Source organism: Bacteroides faecis (assembly GCF_020091505.1).
In the GTDB taxonomy this organism is placed as follows: domain Bacteria; phylum Bacteroidota; class Bacteroidia; order Bacteroidales; family Bacteroidaceae; genus Bacteroides; species Bacteroides faecis.
On sequence record NZ_CP081916.1, the window covers coordinates 1,494,312 to 1,514,053 of the forward strand.

Annotated in this window: 9 protein-coding genes and 1 pseudogene; 7 read left to right on the plus strand and 3 right to left on the minus strand. The window is 44.9% G+C overall.

What is annotated here, in order from left to right:
* Positions 1–33: 33 nt before the first annotated feature.
* Complete coding sequence (locus K6V30_RS06075) at positions 34–2,547, minus strand: glutaminase domain-containing protein (protein WP_055269364.1); 2,514 nt, start codon at positions 2,545–2,547, stop codon at positions 34–36.
* Between the two features lie 13 nt (positions 2,548–2,560).
* A complete protein-coding gene (locus tag K6V30_RS06080) occupies positions 2,561–4,375 on the minus strand; it encodes a glycoside hydrolase family 2 protein (protein WP_055269365.1) in 1,815 nt (604 codons plus the stop codon).
* A 714-nt stretch (positions 4,376–5,089) separates the two neighbouring features.
* Between K6V30_RS06080 and K6V30_RS06085 the strand changes: the two genes are divergently transcribed.
* Complete coding sequence (locus K6V30_RS06085) at positions 5,090–8,038, plus strand: glycosyl hydrolase 115 family protein (protein ID WP_055269366.1); 2,949 nt, start codon at positions 5,090–5,092, stop codon at positions 8,036–8,038.
* Here K6V30_RS06085 and K6V30_RS06090 read toward each other — a convergent pair.
* Entirely contained in the window at positions 8,035–9,147 is a 1,113-nt protein-coding gene (locus K6V30_RS06090) for a glycoside hydrolase family 43 protein (RefSeq protein WP_022301398.1), read from the minus strand. The two genes, K6V30_RS06085 and K6V30_RS06090, sit on opposite strands and share 4 nt — an antisense overlap.
* Positions 9,148–9,313: 166 nt before the next feature.
* Here K6V30_RS06090 and K6V30_RS06095 point away from each other — a divergent pair.
* From K6V30_RS06095 to K6V30_RS06120, 6 genes and pseudogenes are all read left to right on the plus strand, one after another.
* Positions 9,314–10,297: pseudogene (locus tag K6V30_RS06095) on the plus strand (glycoside hydrolase family 43 protein); the annotation flags it as partial.
* Positions 10,295–11,239, plus strand: a complete 945-nt coding sequence (locus K6V30_RS06100) for a family 43 glycosylhydrolase (protein ID WP_229112917.1) — start codon at positions 10,295–10,297, stop codon at positions 11,237–11,239. The pseudogene K6V30_RS06095 and the gene K6V30_RS06100, both read left to right, overlap by 3 nt.
* A 210-nt stretch (positions 11,240–11,449) precedes the next feature.
* Positions 11,450–12,712 (plus strand): glycoside hydrolase family 76 protein, encoded by a 1,263-nt coding sequence (locus K6V30_RS06105; protein WP_055269367.1) that lies wholly within the window; start codon positions 11,450–11,452, stop codon positions 12,710–12,712.
* Between the two features lie 55 nt (positions 12,713–12,767).
* The gene (locus tag K6V30_RS06110) at positions 12,768–14,933 is read left to right on the plus strand and encodes a hypothetical protein (RefSeq protein ID WP_055269376.1); all 2,166 of its coding nucleotides are present in this window, start codon (positions 12,768–12,770) and stop codon (positions 14,931–14,933) included.
* Between the two features lie 29 nt (positions 14,934–14,962).
* Positions 14,963–17,440: a glutaminase domain-containing protein gene (locus K6V30_RS06115; RefSeq protein WP_055269368.1), complete on the plus strand. Its 2,478-nt coding sequence runs from the start codon at positions 14,963–14,965 to the stop codon at positions 17,438–17,440.
* Positions 17,441–17,452: 12 nt separating this feature from the next.
* Positions 17,453–19,741 carry a GH92 family glycosyl hydrolase gene (locus tag K6V30_RS06120; protein ID WP_022301397.1) on the plus strand — a complete coding sequence of 763 codons (2,289 nt, stop codon included), beginning with the start codon at positions 17,453–17,455 and terminating at the stop codon, positions 19,739–19,741.
* Position 19,742 lies beyond the last annotated feature (1 nt).

Sequence of the window (19,742 nt, forward strand, 5' to 3'; positions counted from 1 at the left end):
TGTCTAAATTCAACGAGGAAAAGAGTATCTGTTTTATTTCTGTTCTTTGATTTTTTCCATCAGTAGTTTCATATAGTAACCACCTACTACGGAACGTGCCTTAAAGTTCATCATCTTTCCGGTATTCGTATCATGCCAGTCGCTGATAGGCACACGGGAAGTTGTTTCGTTCGCATAATCATAGAACGGGTCAATGAACTTTTGGAAAGTAGCGTCATCCGGTGACATACAAGCACTCCATACAATCCAGTCGGTTTTGGTGTATTGCGCACGAGAGTCCAGTAGCAATCCATATTTATTCTGCTTGGTCAGATAGAAAGGAATTTCTGTGTCGAATATTTTCTGTGGGAAGATGTTCATGTTAAATACTTTGTCCCATACCAGATTATATTTCTGACTCCACGTTCCCGGCTTGTCGAATGCCAGTTTGTAATGGTCACCGTCGAATGCCATTTTCTCCCATTCTATCGCAAGTTTCTTAGCGGTTTCGATATATCTGTTCGCAGTTGTTTCTTTGCCCAGCATGCGTGCCATTTCTCCATATCCGGCAATTGCCATGATTGCTTTGGCAGAAAGGTTGGCGTTGTGTGCTAAGTGTCCGGCAAAGTCGTCTGTGCAAAGCTGGTTTTCCGGGTCCAGTCCATTTTCGATCAGGTAGTTTGCCCACGTAGATAATGTTTCCCAGTATTTGGAAGCATAGTTGGCATTACCTTCCATCATAGAAATCGCAGTGGTTACCAGAATCATGTTTCCGGCCTCTTCGATAGGCATATCTTCACCATAGAGCTGTCCGTTGGCAATAGGATAAGTTCCTAAGTCATGCGCAGGATAAGGTTTGTTCCAGCGTCCGCTTTCGCTATAGTAGAAGATAGAGTTGAGCATACCTTTCATCAGTTCCGTATTATAAATGAGATATAGCGGAGAAGATGGGTAAGTGAGGTCTACCGTATTGATGCAGCCATTGCTGTGGTTCTCTTTGGACAAGAATAACAGGTTGCCTTCTTTGTCGGTAAGGAGCTTATGAGCAGTAATAGAGTGGCGGTAGGTCAAAGCGAGTAGTTCGGCATATTTTCTGCCTCCGGCTTTTTCCGCGTCAGCCATTAATTGCTGGTCGAAAGCGCGGCAGCGTTCCATCAATGAAGGATAAGAAGCCTGTGCACGTTCGAAAGCGTCAAAGATGCTGACTTGTCCGTTGTGTTTCCAGTACGCCATACGACGTTCGTAGAAATATTCGATGGCATAGATGTCATCATAGCCTACCATTACATAGCCTGATTTGCCCTGGCTGTCAACCTTGCCCAGGTTTTCGGTATAAGCCATGGCAGGCATACTGCTTTCGCTGCGGGAGATCACATTCTGAGAGTTCGGAAGCAGTTTGCCGCTGCTGATAAATGATTGCTTCATGTCATAGTAGCTACCTATACTCAGGTCTTTGTTGGGCGCATTGTTGCTGGCCAGATAGGCATATCCCCAGTCGATACGCACGCCATCTCCTTTACGTTTCACGTAAGGCTGGTCGATGGTACCCGCTTTGAGATAATCCATGCCGTTTTTGCTGATCTTTTCGGAAATTGTTGGTTGTGACGGTTCGTGTACGGCGAGTTGCGGGGTCGTTTCGATATAAACTTGTACGTCGTGTTGTTTCTTATCGAGTGAACGTACGCGATAAGAAATGTAGTTGATGGGAGTTGAGATCAGATCGAGATCCTCCATCAGCAGGGGAGCGGTAAATACAAGGTCCAGTTCTACCGGTCCGCAGGTGAATGTATAGTAAGTCTGGGTAGGTAATACATCGACAGACTTTTGAATAGCGGGTTCTTTGAAATTACTGATTTGTTTATTCTCACGAAACAGTCCGAAATCAACATATGCTCCGCCTGTTGTGTTGTGACAGTGAGCGGCGATGACGTTGGTTCCTTTGCGGAGTTTGGCTTTGGCCGATGCCGACAGTTCGACGGTGACATCGTTATTCCAGGAATAGTCGGTTGCCACCAGCTTTTCACCATTGAGGTAGAGTTCGAAAACATCGTCGTGGGAGTAACGGAGATAGATTTTATCGTTCGTTAAGTCCTGTTGCAGGTCGAAGCTGCGGCGTACCCAGATATCTTCGGTGTTCCACTCTGTGCTGATATACTTCATATCTTTGGTGCCGAAAGCGGCTTTCCCTTTTTTCCATCCGGCATCGTCGAATTGGGCTTGCATCCAGCTGGAAGCAGGCTGAGACAGGGTGTACTTAGCTTCCCAGCGTTCGTCATTCGTCATCGGAAGAATGACTTCCAGATTTTCCTTGTCTTTACCCATGAAACGATATACTTTCCCGTCTACTCGCAGAGCGCCCAGCAAAGGATGTGTGGCAGCTGTCCAGTGTTCGGTGTTTCCCTCGTTCAGTTCGTTGTAGGGAGACCAGATAGCGAGATAGGTATCGGAGGTGATCAGAGGTACCGACGGTGCGCGTAAAGCGATATCCTGACTTGTTTTAAACAGGTCAGTTGCCTGCACGTTGCATGCAAGGCAAACTGACATGATTGTAGAGAAGAGTTTATTCATTAATAAAAAACGTTTATTTATTTAGCGAGTTACAAATTTTCTGGTTGATGGCTTTGATTTTGGGCTCGTCTACTTTGATAACTTTCCGGTCATAAGTAACCAGACCGTTCACTTCTTCTTCCACATCGGTAATTTGTGTGTATACAGCAGCAGAGAATCCTTTCTCAATCAGTTCCAGTAAGTGGTCTGCATATTTGATGTATTCATTAGTCACTTCTTCCGGTGTATTGAACTTCACATAGCCCCAGTTCTTGTCTGCCAGCCACAGATGTCCTTTCAGTGCCATACCTATACCGCCATATTCGCCCAGTACGGTAGCACGTGTCGGATCATAAAGGTAGAGGTTCGGTCCGGGATAATTGTGCAGGTCGAGAATATCACCACAAGTATAGTGATTACCGCCACTGGCAGGATTTACCAGACGGCTGGGGTCATATTCTTTAGTCCATGCAGCGATTTCGGGTGTTTTGAATTGTCCCCATGCTTCGTTGAAAGGTACCCATACACCGATGCTGGGATAAGAATACAAGTAGTCGATAATTTCTTTCCACTCTTTGCGATAGTTGGCTTCTGATTTGGCAGAACGGATGGCGTCTGCGCCGTCATAATATTTGTGCATTTGCCATTCAGCGGGGCCACGGCCACCATTCGGCATGTCTTGCCATACGATCAGTCCGAGTTGGTCACAATATGTATACCAGCGTGCAGGTTCTACTTTCACATGTTTGCGCACCATATTGTAGCCGAAGTCTTTAATCTTTTTCAAGTCATATACCAGTGCTTCATCTGTCGGAGCTGTGTATAGACCGTCAGGCCACCATCCCTGGTCGAGCGGACCAAATTGGAAGTAGTCTTTGTTGTTCAGTTGCAGGCGCGTAATACCATTCTTGTCTTTGTGAGTTGAGAATTTACGGAGAGCAGTATAGCTCTTCACTTGGTCTATAGCTTTGCCGTCCTTATACAGGGTGACTTCCATATCATAGAGTGAAGGAGATTCGGGTGACCATAGTTTGACATCTTCCGGCATCGTTAATTCTACCGGTACACCATTGAGCGCTGCTCCTTTGGCTACCAGGTTTTTGCCGTCGAACACTTTCACTTCTACTTTGTCCGGAGAGCATACATTAGTAGTTACTTCCACTTTGACTGTTTTCTTGTCGATATCCGGAGTTGTTTTCAGATGGGCGATGTGCTGTGCAGCTACCGGTTCCAACCATACAGTCTGCCAGATACCTGTGACTGGTGTATACCAGATTCCTTCCGGTCTTTCTACCTGTTTTCCTCTCGGCTGTTCGCCACGGTCGGCGGGGTCCCATACTTTCACAACCAATTGGTTATTGCCTTTATTCAGTGCGGAAGTAATATCAAAGTAGAATGGAGTGAAACCTCCCGTATGTTCTCCTACTTTTACGTCGTTTACCCAAACGTCGGCTTTCCAGTCTACAGCTCCGAAGTGCAGTAATATTTGTTTGCCTTTCCAGGATGAGGGTACGTCAAATGTGCGTTGATACCATAATTCCTGGTGTTCGTTAATCCTTTTACCTACTCCGGATAAAGAAGATTCTACTGCGAAAGGAACCAATATTTCTCCTTGATAATTGCCTGGAGCAGCTTCTCCTTTTTTAGTAATCGCATAATTCCAGCTACCATTCAGGTTTTTCCATTCATGGCGTTCCATGATGGGGCGTGGATATTCCGGTAATACGTTTTTAGGATTCAACTGCTCACCCCACGGAGTCTTTATCTTATCACCGGCGGGCTTCCATTGAGCGAATGTCGGGCTGCAAAGAGCCAATGCGAATAGCACTGCTAGAAAATTCTTTTTCATGGTAATTCTTTTTATATGTATTAAATAGAAGAAATCAGTCTTATCGTAAGGGATATTGCAAAGAAAAGCCAATCAGAGGAAAATGAAGGAAATTTGCTGTTCAATAAATGATAAATGCTCGTCAATTTATTATGAAAAATAGCTTTTTCTGTAATAATGGTCAGTTTTTATCCTTAGTTGGATAATGTTTTTAAGTAAGGAAGAGCCTTCGGATGTTATTGGTGATTTGCAAAAGAGTGAAGAGATGCGGAACTTTGAATGAATCAGTTGTCGGGCTTTTCAGACTTGGACGGGTTTCTTTAGCGTTTTTTATTTTGATAGAGATATATGTGAGCATTTATGTATAAAATGGTTGTTTTTTATCCTTAATTGAATAGTTAGTGGCATCTATTGCCGAAGATAATTCCGACTTTTGGGGTGAGAACAGTTGTATGCTATAGTCACATTTCTTATTTGATAGTAGTTTCCAAAAGTTTCAAAGGCTTGAAACTAAAGTTCCACCCGCTTGAAACCATCGGCTTCGGTATAGAGTCTGGTGACTATATACGATGAAGGAGAAATGATAGCTACTGATTGTAGGCGGTGAAAGATGAAAGATAAAAATGTGTTTTTTGTCTATGGAGTTTATGGTTATCACCTTAAATGGTTCCATATAACTATCATCTCCAAGAACCTGATAAATGAACTGAAAAACAACTATAACAAACTTTATCAATGAGAATTCTTTTTTTATTAGTGATATTGTCGGTAGCTTCTGCTTTGCAATCGCAGGTAGTTGTAAAAGAGAATATGATTCAGAGTAAGTCTGCTTTTCCTTTGGTGACTTCCAATACGAAAGCAGCAGTGGTTTATGATGCCGATGACTATCTGGTGGTACAGAAGACAGCGGAACTTTTTGTTGCGGATGTCGAATCAGTGACCGGGAAACAGTTGCGGCTGACGGATACGGTGAAAGGCGACAAAGAGATTATTGTGGTGGGTACGATTGAGAAAAACCGACTGATCCGCCAGTTGGCAGAGAAGGGAAAATTAGATATCTCTCCTCTGGAAGGAGCATGGGAACGTTATTTGATTCAGACCGTTTCCCGCCCATTTCCCGGAGTCAGCAAGGCGCTGGTGATAGCGGGAAGTGACAGGCGCGGGGCAGCGTATGGGCTTTTCTCTCTTTCGGAGATGATGGGAGTATCGCCCTGGTACTGGTGGGCCGACGTTCCGGCGAAGAAGCATAAGACGCTTTATGTTGACGCCCCGGCCACCCTGTCCAAAACTCCTTCGGTGAAGTACAGAGGAATCTTTCTGAATGACGAAGACTGGGGACTGAAACCTTGGGCTGCCAAGACATTCGAAAAAGAAAGAGGAAATATCGGTCCGCGTACTTATGCCAAAATATGCGAACTGTTGCTGAGGCTGAAAGCGAATCATCTCGCACCGGCTATGCATCCTGTTTCTACCGCGTTCTATAAGATACCGGAAAATAAACTGGTAGCTGATACCTTTGCCATCGTTATGGGCTCCAGCCACTGTGAACCGTTATTGCTGAACACCGCCAGCGAATGGGATAGCAAGACGATGGGCCCTTGGGATTATAACAAGAACAAAGATAAAATCAACGAGGTCCTGAGCAACCGTGTGAAAGAGAACTGTGCTTATGAGAATGTATATACACTGGCTTTAAGAGGTTTGCACGATGCGGCTATGGGAGGCGGAGATGTACCGATGCGGGAAAAGGTGAAGATGCTGGAAAGTGCATTGAATGCTCAGAGAGACATTATTGCCCGGCATATTGACAAACCGGTAGAGACTATCCCGCAGGCGTTTACCCCTTATAAGGAAGTGCTGGAAATCTACTCGAACGGATTGGAACTGCCGGACGATGTTACGATTATCTGGGCAGACGATAATTTCGGATACATGAAACGGCTGAGTGGTCCGCATGAACAAAAGCGTTCCGGACGTGCAGGTGTTTACTATCATATATCCTATCTGGGTGTGCCTCATAGCTATCTGTGGTACAGTACTACTCCGCCGGCTTTGATGTACGAAGAACTCCGTAAGGCGTATGATACGACTGCCGACCGTGTTTGGCTGGCGAATTGCGGAGACTTGAAAGGAGCTGAAACGCAAATCTCCCTCTTTCTCGATATGGCTTATGATATCGATCAGTTTAATGCCGGCAACGTCGCTACTTATCCGGCACGTTGGCTGGCTAAGATGTTCGGTGAGCAGTACTACGACTTGTTTCAGGACATAACTTGTTCTCATATCAATCTGGCTTTCTCCAGAAAACCGGAGTACATGGGCTGGGGATACTGGAATAATTATTGGGGAGGCGGAGAGAAGCGCACGGATACCGAGTTCTCTTTTGCAAACTATAATGAAGCGGAAAGACGCCTGACCGAGTATAGCCGTATTGGAAAAAAGGCGGAGAATCTATTGGCTGCGTTGGATGAAGAGAGCCGGCCGGCTTTCTATCAATTGCTCTATTATCCGGTGAAGGGGGCCGAACTGATGAATCACATGACTATAAAAGGACAATTTTACCGCCAGTATGTCCGTCAGCAACGTGCTGCTGCCGACCGGCTTAAAGCACAGGTAAAATGTTATCATGATAGTCTGGAGATCATAACCGATGGATATAACTCTCTGCTGGATGGAAAGTGGAAGTACATGATGTCGTTGAAGCAAAACTATGATGGTACGAGTTCTTACTTCATGATTCCATTGATGGAAGAAGAATATACGCCTGTTGGTGCTCCCAGGCTGGCTGTTCAGGCAGAAAGCGAGAATCTGGATAAAGGCGGAATGAGTTTTCATGCACTGCCGGCGTTCAGCACTTATGCACGTAAGAGCTACTGGATAGACATATACAATCAGGGAACCGGAGAGCTAAACTGGAGTGTGGCCCCTTCGGATGACTGGATACTGATCTCTCAAAAGAGCGGGAAGACCTCTACCGAAAACCGTATCCATATTTCTGTCAACTGGGATAAAGTGCCGGTGGGAGAGAAGGTAAAAGGGCAGATTGACATAACCTCCGGTAATCAGAAAGAGAGTGTGCTGGTATCTGTATTCAATCCGGAGTCTCCTGCACGCGATGAACTGCAAGGATTGTATGTAGAGGAAAATGGCTATATCTCTATCCCGGCTGCCGACTTCCACCGGAAGTTTGAAAGTAATGATATCCAAATGAATATTCTGGCGGGGCTTGGCTTTGAAGGACGTTCTTTGCAGTTGGGAAATCCGACGGCACCTTTACAGATGTATCGTGCCGGTGATGTACCCAGAGTGGAATATGACTTCTATACGTTCAACGCCGGAATCTATGATGTGTATACGTATGTCCTGCCGACATTCCCCTTGCATGCCGAACGGGACTATAAATTGCCGGAACATACGAACTCGGATACGAAGTATAGTGTCCGTATAGATGACGGATCTATTTCTACTCCTTCTACTTCGGCTATCGAGTATTCTCAAATCTGGTATGATAGCGTATTGAAGAATTGCAGGGTAAATAAGTCTACTCTGTATGTGAAGAAGCCCGGCAGGCACACTTTGCAGATACGCTGTGGTGACCCGGGCGTCGTTATTCAAAAGATCGTCATTGACTTGGGAGGGCTGAAGCGTTCCTATCTCGGTCCTCAGAGTACAATCTGTAATTAGTCTTGTTTCTGATTCATAGGGGAGCCGGATGGTTTGGCCATCGGCTCCTCTTTCTTTTGAGGAGTTCCCAATACAGGCATTCCGTTCTGATCCCAGTCTATCTTCTGTAAGCGGGGAGAGCGGGAGTCGGATGCGCCCGGAGCATCATTCGGTATTTGGCGGGCATGATAGAGCATGTACCATTCTTTTCCGTCCGGTGAAGGCGTGAAGGATATCCCACCGGGGCCGTATACATCGTTTTCAGGTTCTTGCTGTAATACCGGAACCGGAGATTTCTTCCAGGATGCAGAATCAAGTAAGTTGGCTTTTGCATCTGCTGTCAGCAGTCCTACACAGTAGTAAGGAGTCCAACTGCCACTGGCGGAGTAGAAGATGTATAACTTGTCTTTATTCTTCGATTCAAAATATTGAGGTGCCTCGTTTACATGTATCGGATAAGCTGTTTTACTGCCATCCGGATTCACCCATTGGCATTCCCATTCGTATTCCGGTTTGGAGATTAGTACTCTGTCGGAGGATAGTGTCCATGGATTCTCCATGGTGGCAATGTAGATGCATTGTGTTTCGCTGTCAATTCGGCGCTTTTGCCATCCGCACCATATCATATAGCGTTGTCCGTCGTGTTCAAAAGTGCTGGCATGAATCGCCCAGTTGTTGCCTTTGTCCGTCTGTATGCGTCCTTTCATCACGAAGGCTCCTTCCATAGGATTGGCAGCCTCATTCTCGACAACGTAGATCTGGTGATTGTCCATATTGCCGTCGTCAGCGGCGAAATAGATGTACCATTTATTGTCTATCCGATGGATTTCGGGTGCCCAGAGATGATAAGAGTTGCTGGGATCATTGGGTATCCATACCTCTTTCTGAGTAGCATGTGAGAGGTCGGTTATGTCATTGGTTTCCCAAAGTATAATCTTGTTTTCTGAGCCTTGTGTATAATAATATTTCCCTTCATGATAAATGGCCCATGGTTCAGCTCCGTATTCAAGCAGCGGATTCGTGTAGGTGTTTTCGGTGGGTACGGTTTCTTTGTCTGTTGCAGCCTTCTTATGCCGGCAAGATGCACAGATCAATAGGATTACGGATAATAAAAACAGTTTGCTTCTCATGGTACTTTTTCATTGATAACGATAATGCAAAGTAAGCACAAAATATTGATAATTCATGCAAATTAAGGCAGATTGGTCAGATTTTGTTGTTAAATGAGCTATAATTTCTAAAACCTTTCCCTGTTTTTTCTCATCTTTGCGAAGTGAACTTTTAAATAGATAATATATGAAACTTAGACATCTCTTTCTTTTCTGTGTAATTTGCTGTTCTGTATCTATATTTGCCCAAAACAAAAGTAAGCTTCCTAAAACGAGTGGTAATCCTATCTTCGAAGGTTGGTACGCCGATCCGGAGGGAATTGTATTTGGAGACGAATACTGGATTTATCCTACTTATTCTGCTCCTTATGATGACCAGATATTCATGGATGCTTTTTCATCAAAAGATCTGGTGAACTGGACCAAACATCCGAGAGTCCTCTCAAAAGAAAATATCAGCTGGCTCAGACGTGCCTTGTGGGCTCCCGCAGTTATCCATGCGAATGATAAATATTATTTCTTTTTCGGTGCCAATGATATCCAGAATAATAATGAATTAGGCGGAATAGGTGTTGCTGTAGCCGACAATCCCGCAGGACCTTTTAAGGATGCACTGGGAAAACCGCTGATTGATAAAATTGTGAATGGTGCCCAACCGATCGACCAGTTTGTGTTCAAGGATGATGATGGCCAATATTATATGTATTATGGTGGCTGGGGCCATTGTAATATGGTGAAGATGGCTCCGGATTTGTTGAGTATCGTGCCTTTTGAGGATGGTACCATCTATAAGGAAGTGACTCCGGAAAACTACGTAGAAGGTCCGTTTATGTTGAAGCGCAAGGGAAAATATTATTTTATGTGGTCGGAAGGTGGCTGGGGAGGTCCGGACTACCGTGTGGCTTATGCCATTGCGGATTCTCCTTTCGGGCCGTTTAAAAGAATCGGTACAATCTTGCAACAGGATGCCAACGTGGCGACAGCTGCCGGTCATCATTCGGTAGTCAAAGGTGCGGGAGAGGATGAATGGTATATAATTTATCACCGTCGTCCATTGGGAGAAACCGCAGCGAATAGTCGTGCGACTTGCATCGATCGTATGTATTTTGACAAGGAAGGCAAGATTGAGCCCATCAGAATGACTTTTGAAGGAGTAGGAGCCAGTCCGTTGTCATGGGATGATTCTGAAAACAAGTCCAAACGGGGTACATACAGCAATCCGGTGATTAATTACAGTTTGCCGGACCCTAGCATTATTGAAGGAGAAGATGGATATTTCTATTTGTATGCGACTGAAAATATAAGAAACTTGCCGATCCATCGTTCCAAAGACTTGGTTCATTGGAATTTTGTAGGTACTGCCTTTACAGATAAAACCCGTCCTGCTTTCGAACCTAAAGGAGGACTCTGGGCGCCGGACATTAATAAGATTGGAGATAAATATGTCATGTATTACTCTATGTCTACATGGGGAGGCGAATGGACGTGTGGTATAGGTATTGCCACTGCCGATAAACCGGAAGGTCCGTTTACCGATCTGGGTAAATTATTCCGGAGTAATGAAATCAAGATCCAGAACTGTATCGACCCTTTTTATATCGAAGACAATGGAAAGAAATACCTTTTCTGGGGTAGCTTTCATGGAATCTATGGTACGGAACTGACAGAAGATGGTCTCTCTTTGAAGAAAGACGCGCCGATTGTGCAGATTGCCGGTGATGCCTATGAAGGTACTTATATTCATAAACGGGACGGTTATTATTATTTGTTTGCCTCTATCGGTCGCTGCTGTGAAGGCTTGAAGAGTACATATACCACCGTAGTGGGACGTTCGAAGAATCTGTTCGGACCCTATGTGGATAAGAAAGGTCTCTCCATGTCAGATAATCATCATGAGATCTTGATTCAGAAAAGCAAGGAATTCGTCGGTCCCGGTCATAATTCGGAACTGGTGACAGATAAAAAAGGGAACGATTGGATGTTCTATCATGCGGTAAGTGTTGCTAATCCGGAAGGACGTGTATTGATGATGGACCGGGTTCAATGGAAAGGTGGCTGGCCGTTTGTCAAAGGCACTTCTCCTTCGTTGAAAGCTGCCGCTCCGAAATTCTGAAAATGATTAAATAAGTATACGCTGAAGAATAGTGGATTCCCCTTAGTCAGGAAACTGATTAAGGGGAATTTTGTATCTGTGTTTATGATGGCATGGATTCAAAGGCTGTTTTGGTCTGTATTTGTTCTTTATTGAATAGAGATTTTTGTTCTTTTCCGTCTATTTCTGCAATCTTTGTAACTGGAAAAATACTAAAACTTATCAACTATCATGAAAAGCAAAATTCTTTTGGCGGTAACTTTACTGCTGGCGATATCAACTACTACTGTATGGGCGGCTGATAGCTCAGAAAAAACGAACCAGAAGACAGGAGCCTATACCAATGAAGATGTGTGGGCGGCATACGAAGGATTTAACAACACACTACTTGATCCTGATAAATATATCTATAAAACGACTTCGGCCTATGAACATGCGGTAGACCGTGGGCACGGCGCAGCTGCTATCTGGTGCCAGCCTATTTACTGGGATATGTCAATGAACGCTTACAAACTGGCCAAGGCCCAAAAAGACAAAAAGAAAAGAGCCTGTTACAAAGAACTCTGCGAGAAGATATTCGCAGGAAATAAAGCTCAGTATTGTCAGTTCGATTTCGATAATAATAATGAAAACACCGGATGGTTTATCTACGATGATATCATGTGGTGGACCATTTCTCTGGCACGTGCATACGAGCTGTTTGGTGTAGACGAATATCTGAAACTGTCGGAAGAGAGCTTCAGCCGTGTATGGTACGGTTCTAAGAAGGTAGGCGATACCGGATCATACGACGAAGAAAACGGAGGAATGTTCTGGCAATGGCAACCGATTCATAATCCCAAACCGAACAGACCGGGTGATGGAAAGATGGCTTGCATCAATTTCCCTACAGTGGTAGCAGCCCTTACACTTTACAATAATGTTCCGAAGAAAAGAAAAGAACCGACTGAGGAGTCACCTAAGTATCAGACAAGAGAGCAATATTTGGCTAAAGGAAAGGAGATTTATGAATGGGGAGTAGAGAATCTGTTGGATAAGAAAACAGGACGAATAGCTGACAGCCGTCATGGCAACAGTACTCCTGCGTGGAAAGCGCATGTATATAATCAAGCCACCTTTATCGGCTCTTCCGTATTGCTCTATAAGGCAACCGGGGAAAAACGTTATCTGGATAACGCTATTCTGGCAGCGGATTATACGGTCAATGAAATGTCTGCCAAACATGGCTTGCTGCCTTTTGAAAGTGGAATTGAACAAGGTATCTATACAGCGATTTTTGCGGAATACATAGCTATGCTGGTATACGACTGCGGACAAACGCAATATATCCCGTTCCTGAAACGTAATATCGAAGCCGGCTGGGCAAACAGAGATAAGACACGGGATGTATGTGGCGGAGAATATGAGAAAGTATTGCCGGCAGGTGCTGAGATAGACAGCTATTCAGCTTCCGGCATACCGGCATTGATGCTCTTGTTCCCTGCAGATAAATAATCCGGCAGGAAGCGGTAACCGGCCAGATATGGAAATGAAAATACACCAGAATATCATGAACAATAAACATCTGCTGATTGCTCTTGGCTTGCTTTTAGCCTGCAATCATGCTACTTATGCACAAAAAGGAAAAAGCAAAGAAGCTAAGACCACGTTTCAGACCGCTGAACCCTGGAAACCCGAAACAGACGTACGCGCCGATGCCACTATGGTATATGGCACGCTGGATAAGCCCGGAGTGACTTTTGAACAACGCATTCAGTCATGGAGAGATAAAGGGTATCTGACGGAGTTTATGACCGGAGTTGCCTGGGGCGACTATAAGGACTATTTTCTGGGAAAGTGGGACGGAGTAGACGGTCATCTGAAAGAAGGACAGCGCGACCGCAATGGAAATGAGATCGCTCACGGCCATCTGATTCCCTATATCGTACCTACCGAGAGTTTTATCCGCTATATGCAGGAAACACAAATCAAACGAGTCATTGATGCCGGAATCACCTCCATCTATCTGGAGGAACCGGAGTTCTGGATGCGTGGCGGATACAGCGAAGCTTTCCAATCCGAATGGCAGAAATATTATAATTTCCCCTGGAGACCTCAGCACGAATCTCCTGAGAATACCTATCTTTCCAACAAACTGAAATATCATCTGTATTATAATGCGCTGGACAAGATTTTCACCTATGCAAAAGAGTACGGAAAGTCGAAAGGACTGGATATCAAGTGTTATGTGCCGACTCATTCTTTGATTAACTATACGTCCTGGCAGATTGTAAGTCCGGAAGCCAGCCTGGCTTCATTGGATTGCGTAGATGGCTATATCGCACAGGTGTGGACCGGAACTGCCCGTGAACCGAATTACTATAACGGCGTACAGAAAGAACGTGTATTCGAGAATGCATTTTTGGAATATGGATGTATGAAGTCGATGACTGCGCCGCTGAACCGGAAAATGTATTTCCTGACTGACCCCATTGAAGACCGTGCAAAAGACTGGCTGGACTATAGAATTAATTATCAGGCAACCTTCGCTGCACAGTTAATGTATCCCATGGTAGATACTTATGAAGTAATGCCTTGGCCGGACCGTATTTATCAGGGACTGTACCGGATAGCGGGAACGGATCAGAAAGAGCGTATTCCCCGATCTTACTCTACCCAGATGCAGACAATGGTGAATACACTGAATGATATCCGTACTTCTGATAAAAAGATCACAGGTACGCATGGCATCGGTGTACTGATGGCAAACTCACTGATGTTCCAGCGCTTCCCGAACCATAACGGATATGACGACCCGCAGTTTTCCAGCTTCTACGGACAAACTTTGCCTCTGTTGAAACGCGGTATTCCGGTAGAATTGGTACACATGGAAAATACTCCTTTTAAAGAAACCTTCAAAGAGCTTCACATACTTGTCATGTCTTATTCAAATATGAAACCGATGGAGCCGGAATATCACAACTATCTGGCTGATTGGGTGAAGAAAGGCGGAGTACTTATCTATTGCGGAGAAGATGTCGACCCTTATCAAACAGTATTGGAATGGTGGAATACAGAAGGGAATGAATATAAAGCCCCTTCGGAACACCTGTTCGAGCAGATGAATCTGTCCCGTAATCCGGGTGAAGGGACTTACCATTATGGTAAAGGAACAGTGATCGTTATGCGTGAAGACCCGAAACATTTTGTGTTGAAAGCCGGAAACGATCAGAAGTATTTTGAAGCGATCGCATCCGCTTACCGGAAAAAGCTTGGTAAAGCAATTGAGACTAAAAATAACTTCATTGTAGAACGTGGACCGTATACCATTGCTGCCGTCATGGACGAAAGCGTTTCTGAAGAGCCTCTGACTTTATCCGGATTATATATCGACCTGTTCGATAAAGACCTGCCTGTACTGACATCCAAACAGATTCAGCCGGGCGAACAAGGGTATCTTTATGATCTGAACAAGGTGTCCGGCAAAGTAAAGGCCAAAGTGCTTTGCGGAGCCTCTCGTATCTATGATGAGAAAGTGGGAAAACGGAGCTACTCTTTTGTTGCCAAAAGTCCGATAAACACGACTAACGTATCAAGAGTACTCTTGCCTTGTAAACCGGAGAAAGTACAGGTAAACGGGAAAGAGGAACAACCGGAGTGGGATGAATCCTCAAAAACTCTTCTGTTGAGTTTCGAGAATGATCCGGCTGGTGTGAATGTGTCAATAGTATGGTAAATAGATAAAATAAAACAGGTAATTAAATTATGAAACAACAACTGATGACGCTGTTGCTGGGAGCAGCCTCTGTATTATGTAGCTGTGAGACCCAGATGGAACAGCATGTGAAGAGCGAGTTGCGTGCTCCGGCTTATCCACTGGTGAGCATAGATCCGTATACCAGTGCCTGGTCTTTCACGGATAACTTATATGATGGTTCGGTAAAGCACTGGAGCGGTAAAGATTTCCCTTTGATAGGGGTGGCTAAAGTCGACGGACAGACTTACCGCTTTATGGGAACAGAAGAACTGGAACTGAGACCTTTGGTCAAAACCTCCGAACAAGGTGACTGGACAGGAAAATATACAACTCAGAAACCTGCCGACGGATGGCAGAATATCGGCTTCAATGATGCTGCCTGGAAAGAAGGTCAGGGTGCCTTCGGAACAATGGAGAATGAACATGTAGCCAAAACACAGTGGGGAGAAGAATTTATCTGGGTACGCCGCACGGCTGATATTCAGGAAGACCTGACTGGTAAGAACATATATCTGGAATATTCTCATGATGATGATGTGATTATTTACATCAATGGCATCAAGGTGGTAGATACAGGAAACGCTTGTAAGAAACATGTACAGGTGAAACTGTCAGAAGAAGTGGTTGCTTCTTTGAAACAGGGAGAAAATCTGATTGCCGCTTATTGCCACAATCGCGGAGCGAACGGATTGCTGGATTTTGGTTTGTTGATTGAACTTGACAACAACCGTTATTTCGAGCAGACCGCCCAGCAGACTTCTGTAGATGTACAACCCATGCAGACTTATTATAACTTCACTTGTGGTCCGGTAGATCTGAATCTGAAATTTACAGCTCCTCTGTTTATGGATAATCTGGACTTGATGTCACGTCCTGTCAACTATATCTCGTATGAAGTTACTGCTAATGATGGACAGGCGCATCAGGTTGAACTCTACTTCGAAGTTGCTCCTCAATGGGCGCTCGACCTGCCTCATCAGGAATCCGTAGCCGACAGCTTTACCGATGGTGACCTGTTGTTCCTGCGTACCGGAAGTCGCAATCAGGATATTCTGAAGAAGAAAGGTGACGATGTCCGTATCGACTGGGGACATTTCTATCTTGCTGCTGAAAAAGAAAACAGTACCTATGCTATCGGCGATGGAAAGAAACTTCGCAAGAGCTTTATGGAGAACAAGCTGGAAGCTCCAGCTACCAACGGTTATGACAAACTTGCTTTGGTACGCTCGCTGGGTGAAACGAAGAAATCGAATGGACACCTGTTGATTGGTTATGACGATATCTACTCTATCCAATATTTTGGTGAAAACCTCCGTCCTTACTGGAATCGTACGGGTAGCGAGACAATCGTGTCACAATTCCAGAAAGCAGAACAGGAATACAAAACTCAAATGAAGAATTGTGCTGCTTTTGATAATAAACTGATGGCAGAGGCAGAAGCTGCCGGCGGACGTAAGTATGCCGAACTTTGTGCGCTGGCCTATCGTCAGGCATTGGCTGCTCATAAGCTGGTACAGGCTCCGAACGGCGACCTGGTATTCCTTTCTAAAGAAAACTTCAGTAACGGTTCTATCGGTACAGTCGACCTGACCTACCCGGGAGCTCCGCTGCTCTTGCTCTATAACCCGGAACTGGTAAAAGCTACCATGAACCATATCTTCTACTACAGCGAAAGCGGAAAATGGGACAAACCGTTTGCTGCTCATGATATAGGTACTTATCCGTTGGCAAACGGCCAGACTTACGGCGGCGATATGCCAATCGAAGAATCGGGTAATATGGTTGTATTGGCTGGAGTGATTGCTGCTGTAGAAGGAAATGCCGACTACGCGCAGAAACATTGGGAAACGCTGACTACCTGGACAGATTACCTGGTAGAATACGGTCTCGATCCGGAAAACCAACTTTGTACCGATGACTTTGCCGGACACTTTGCTCACAATGCCAACCTTTCTATCAAGGCTATCATGGGTATTGCTTCTTATGGCTATCTGGCAGATATGTTAGGCAAGAAAGAAGTAGCCGAGAAATACACTCGGAAAGCGAAGGAAATGGCTGCCGAATGGGTGAAAATGGCAGATGACGGTGACCATTACCGTCTGACATTTGACAAGCCGGGAACTTGGAGCCAGAAGTATAACCTGGTGTGGGACAAGCTGATGAATTTGCAGATTTTCCCGGAAAAAGTTGCTGAGACAGAAATTGCTTATTATCTTACGAAGCAAAATAAATATGGCCTTCCGTTGGATAACCGTGAGACTTATACCAAGACCGACTGGATTATGTGGACTGCTACTATGGCACCGGATAAAGCTACTTTCGAGAAGTTTATCGAACCGGTATATCTGTTTATGAACGAGACAACGACCCGCGTTCCGATGTCCGACTGGATATTTACGGATAATCCGATTCAGAGAGGTTTCCAGGCGCGTTCCGTAGTTGGCGGCTATTTTATAAAGATGCTTGAAAATAAACTAACTAAATAAAACAAGAACACCATGAAAAAACTCGCTCTATTAGCTTTTACTTTATTGAGTGCGTGGAATATGGATGCTAAAACGATTACCGGACCGGTGGACTATGTCAGTCCACTGGTAGGTACTCAGTCTAAGCACGCCTTATCTACGGGAAACACTTATCCCGCTATCGCCCTTCCCTGGGGGATGAACTTCTGGGTTCCTCAAACCGGTAAGATGGGAGATGGATGGACCTATACGTACGATGCTGATAAAATCAGAGGATTTAAACAGACACACCAGCCCAGTCCCTGGATTAATGACTATGGTCAGTTTGCTATCATGCCGATAACCGGCAAGGTGGTCTTTGATCAGGATCAGCGTGCCAGCTGGTTCTCTCACAAGGCTGAGACGGCTACTCCGTATTACTATAAAGTATACCTTGCCGATCATGATGTTGTCACTGAGATAGCTCCTACAGAGAGAGCTGCCGCTTTCCGTTTTACATTTCCCGATAATGATTCTTATGTCGTTGTAGATGCTTTTGATAACGGTTCGTTTGTAAAAGTCATCCCTTCGGAAAATAAGATAATCGGCTACACAACGAAGAATAGCGGCGGAGTTCCGGAAAACTTTAAGAACTATTTTGTTCTGCAATTCGACAAGCCGTTTACTTATACGGCAGCCGTTGCCAATGGCAATATCGATACAAATAAGCTGGAAGCAAAAGACAAGCATGCCGGTGCAGTGATTGGTTTCAAAACCAACAAAGGCGAACAGGTGAATGTACGTGTAGCTTCGTCTTTCATCAGCCCCGAACAAGCGGAACTGAATCTGAAAGAACTGGGCAGCGATAATGTAGACCAGATTGCAGCCAAAGGACGTAAAGTGTGGAATGATGTTTTGGGACGCATCGAAGTGGAAGATGACGATATCGACCATTTGCGTACTTTCTACTCCTGCCTGTATCGTTCGGTACTTTTCCCCAGAAGCTTCTACGAAATAGATGCGAAAGGTGATATCGTTCATTACAGCCCTTATAATGGCGAAGTACTTCCCGGTTATATGTTTACCGACACCGGTTTCTGGGATACTTTCCGTTGCCTTTTCCCTTTCCTGAACCTGATGTATCCGTCTATGAACACGAAGATGCAGGAAGGACTGGTCAATACCTACAAGGAAAGCGGCTTCCTGCCTGAGTGGGCAAGCCCGGGACACAGAGGCTGTATGGTGGGTAATAATTCGGCTTCCGTAGTTGCCGATGCTTATCTGAAAGGTCTGAAAGGATATGATATCGAAACGTTGTGGGAAGCTGTGAAGCACGGAGCTAACGCAGTACATCCGCAAGTGTCTTCTACCGGACGTCTCGGATATGACTATTACAATAAACTGGGCTATGTTCCTTATAACGTAGGTATCAATGAGAATGCAGCCCGTACGCTGGAGTACGCTTACAATGACTGGTGTATCTATCAGCTGGGTAAAGCTTTGAACAAGCCTAAAAAGGAAATAGAGATCTTCGCCAAGCGTGCCATGAACTATAAGAATCTGTATGATCCCGAACATAAACTGATGCGTGGCAAGAATGAAGATGGTAAGTTCCAGTCTCCGTTCAATCCGTTGAAGTGGGGCGATGCTTTCACAGAAGGAAACAGCTGGCATTACACTTGGTCTGTCTTCCACGATCCTCAGGGACTGATTGATCTGATGGGCGGAAAAGACGGCTTCAACCAGATGATGGATTCTGTATTTATCCTGCCTCCTGTCTTTGACGACAGCTATTATGGCGGTGTGATTCATGAAATCCGTGAAATGCAGATTATGAATATGGGTAACTATGCACATGGCAACCAGCCTATCCAGCACATGTTGTATATGTACAACTACTCCGGCCAGCCGTGGAAAGCACAGCACTGGATTCGTGAGGTGATGGATAAACTGTATACTCCTGCTCCTGACGGTTACTGTGGTGATGAAGACAACGGTCAGACTTCTGCCTGGTATGTGTTCTCTTCCATGGGCTTCTATCCGGTATGTCCGGGTACGGATGAGTATATCCTCGGTACTCCTTACTTCAAGCAGATGAAGCTGCATCTGGAGAATGGAAAGACAATAACCATTTCAGCTCCTGAAAACGGAGACGACAAACGTTATATATCTTCCATGACTCTGAACGGTAAAGAACATACGAAGAACTACCTGACTCATGAGGAACTGATGAATGGCGCTTCCATCACTTTCAAGATGGCTGCCCAACCGAATGAACAGCGTGGTACAAAAGAGGCTGATCTCCCTTATTCTTTCTCCAACGAATTTAAAAAGAAAAAGTAAT

Coding starts and splice junctions, on each gene's coding strand:
- K6V30_RS06075 (WP_055269364.1), bottom strand. CDS start 2,547: ATGAATAAACTCTTCTCTACAATCATGTCAGTTTGCCTTGCATGCAAC.
- K6V30_RS06080 (WP_055269365.1), bottom strand. CDS start 4,375: ATGAAAAAGAATTTTCTAGCAGTGCTATTCGCATTGGCTCTTTGCAGC.
- K6V30_RS06085 (WP_055269366.1), top strand. CDS start 5,090: ATGAGAATTCTTTTTTTATTAGTGATATTGTCGGTAGCTTCTGCTTTG.
- K6V30_RS06090 (WP_022301398.1), bottom strand. CDS start 9,147: ATGAGAAGCAAACTGTTTTTATTATCCGTAATCCTATTGATCTGTGCA.
- K6V30_RS06105 (WP_055269367.1), top strand. CDS start 11,450: ATGAAAAGCAAAATTCTTTTGGCGGTAACTTTACTGCTGGCGATATCA.
- K6V30_RS06110 (WP_055269376.1), top strand. CDS start 12,768: ATGAACAATAAACATCTGCTGATTGCTCTTGGCTTGCTTTTAGCCTGC.
- K6V30_RS06115 (WP_055269368.1), top strand. CDS start 14,963: ATGAAACAACAACTGATGACGCTGTTGCTGGGAGCAGCCTCTGTATTA.
- K6V30_RS06120 (WP_022301397.1), top strand. CDS start 17,453: ATGAAAAAACTCGCTCTATTAGCTTTTACTTTATTGAGTGCGTGGAAT.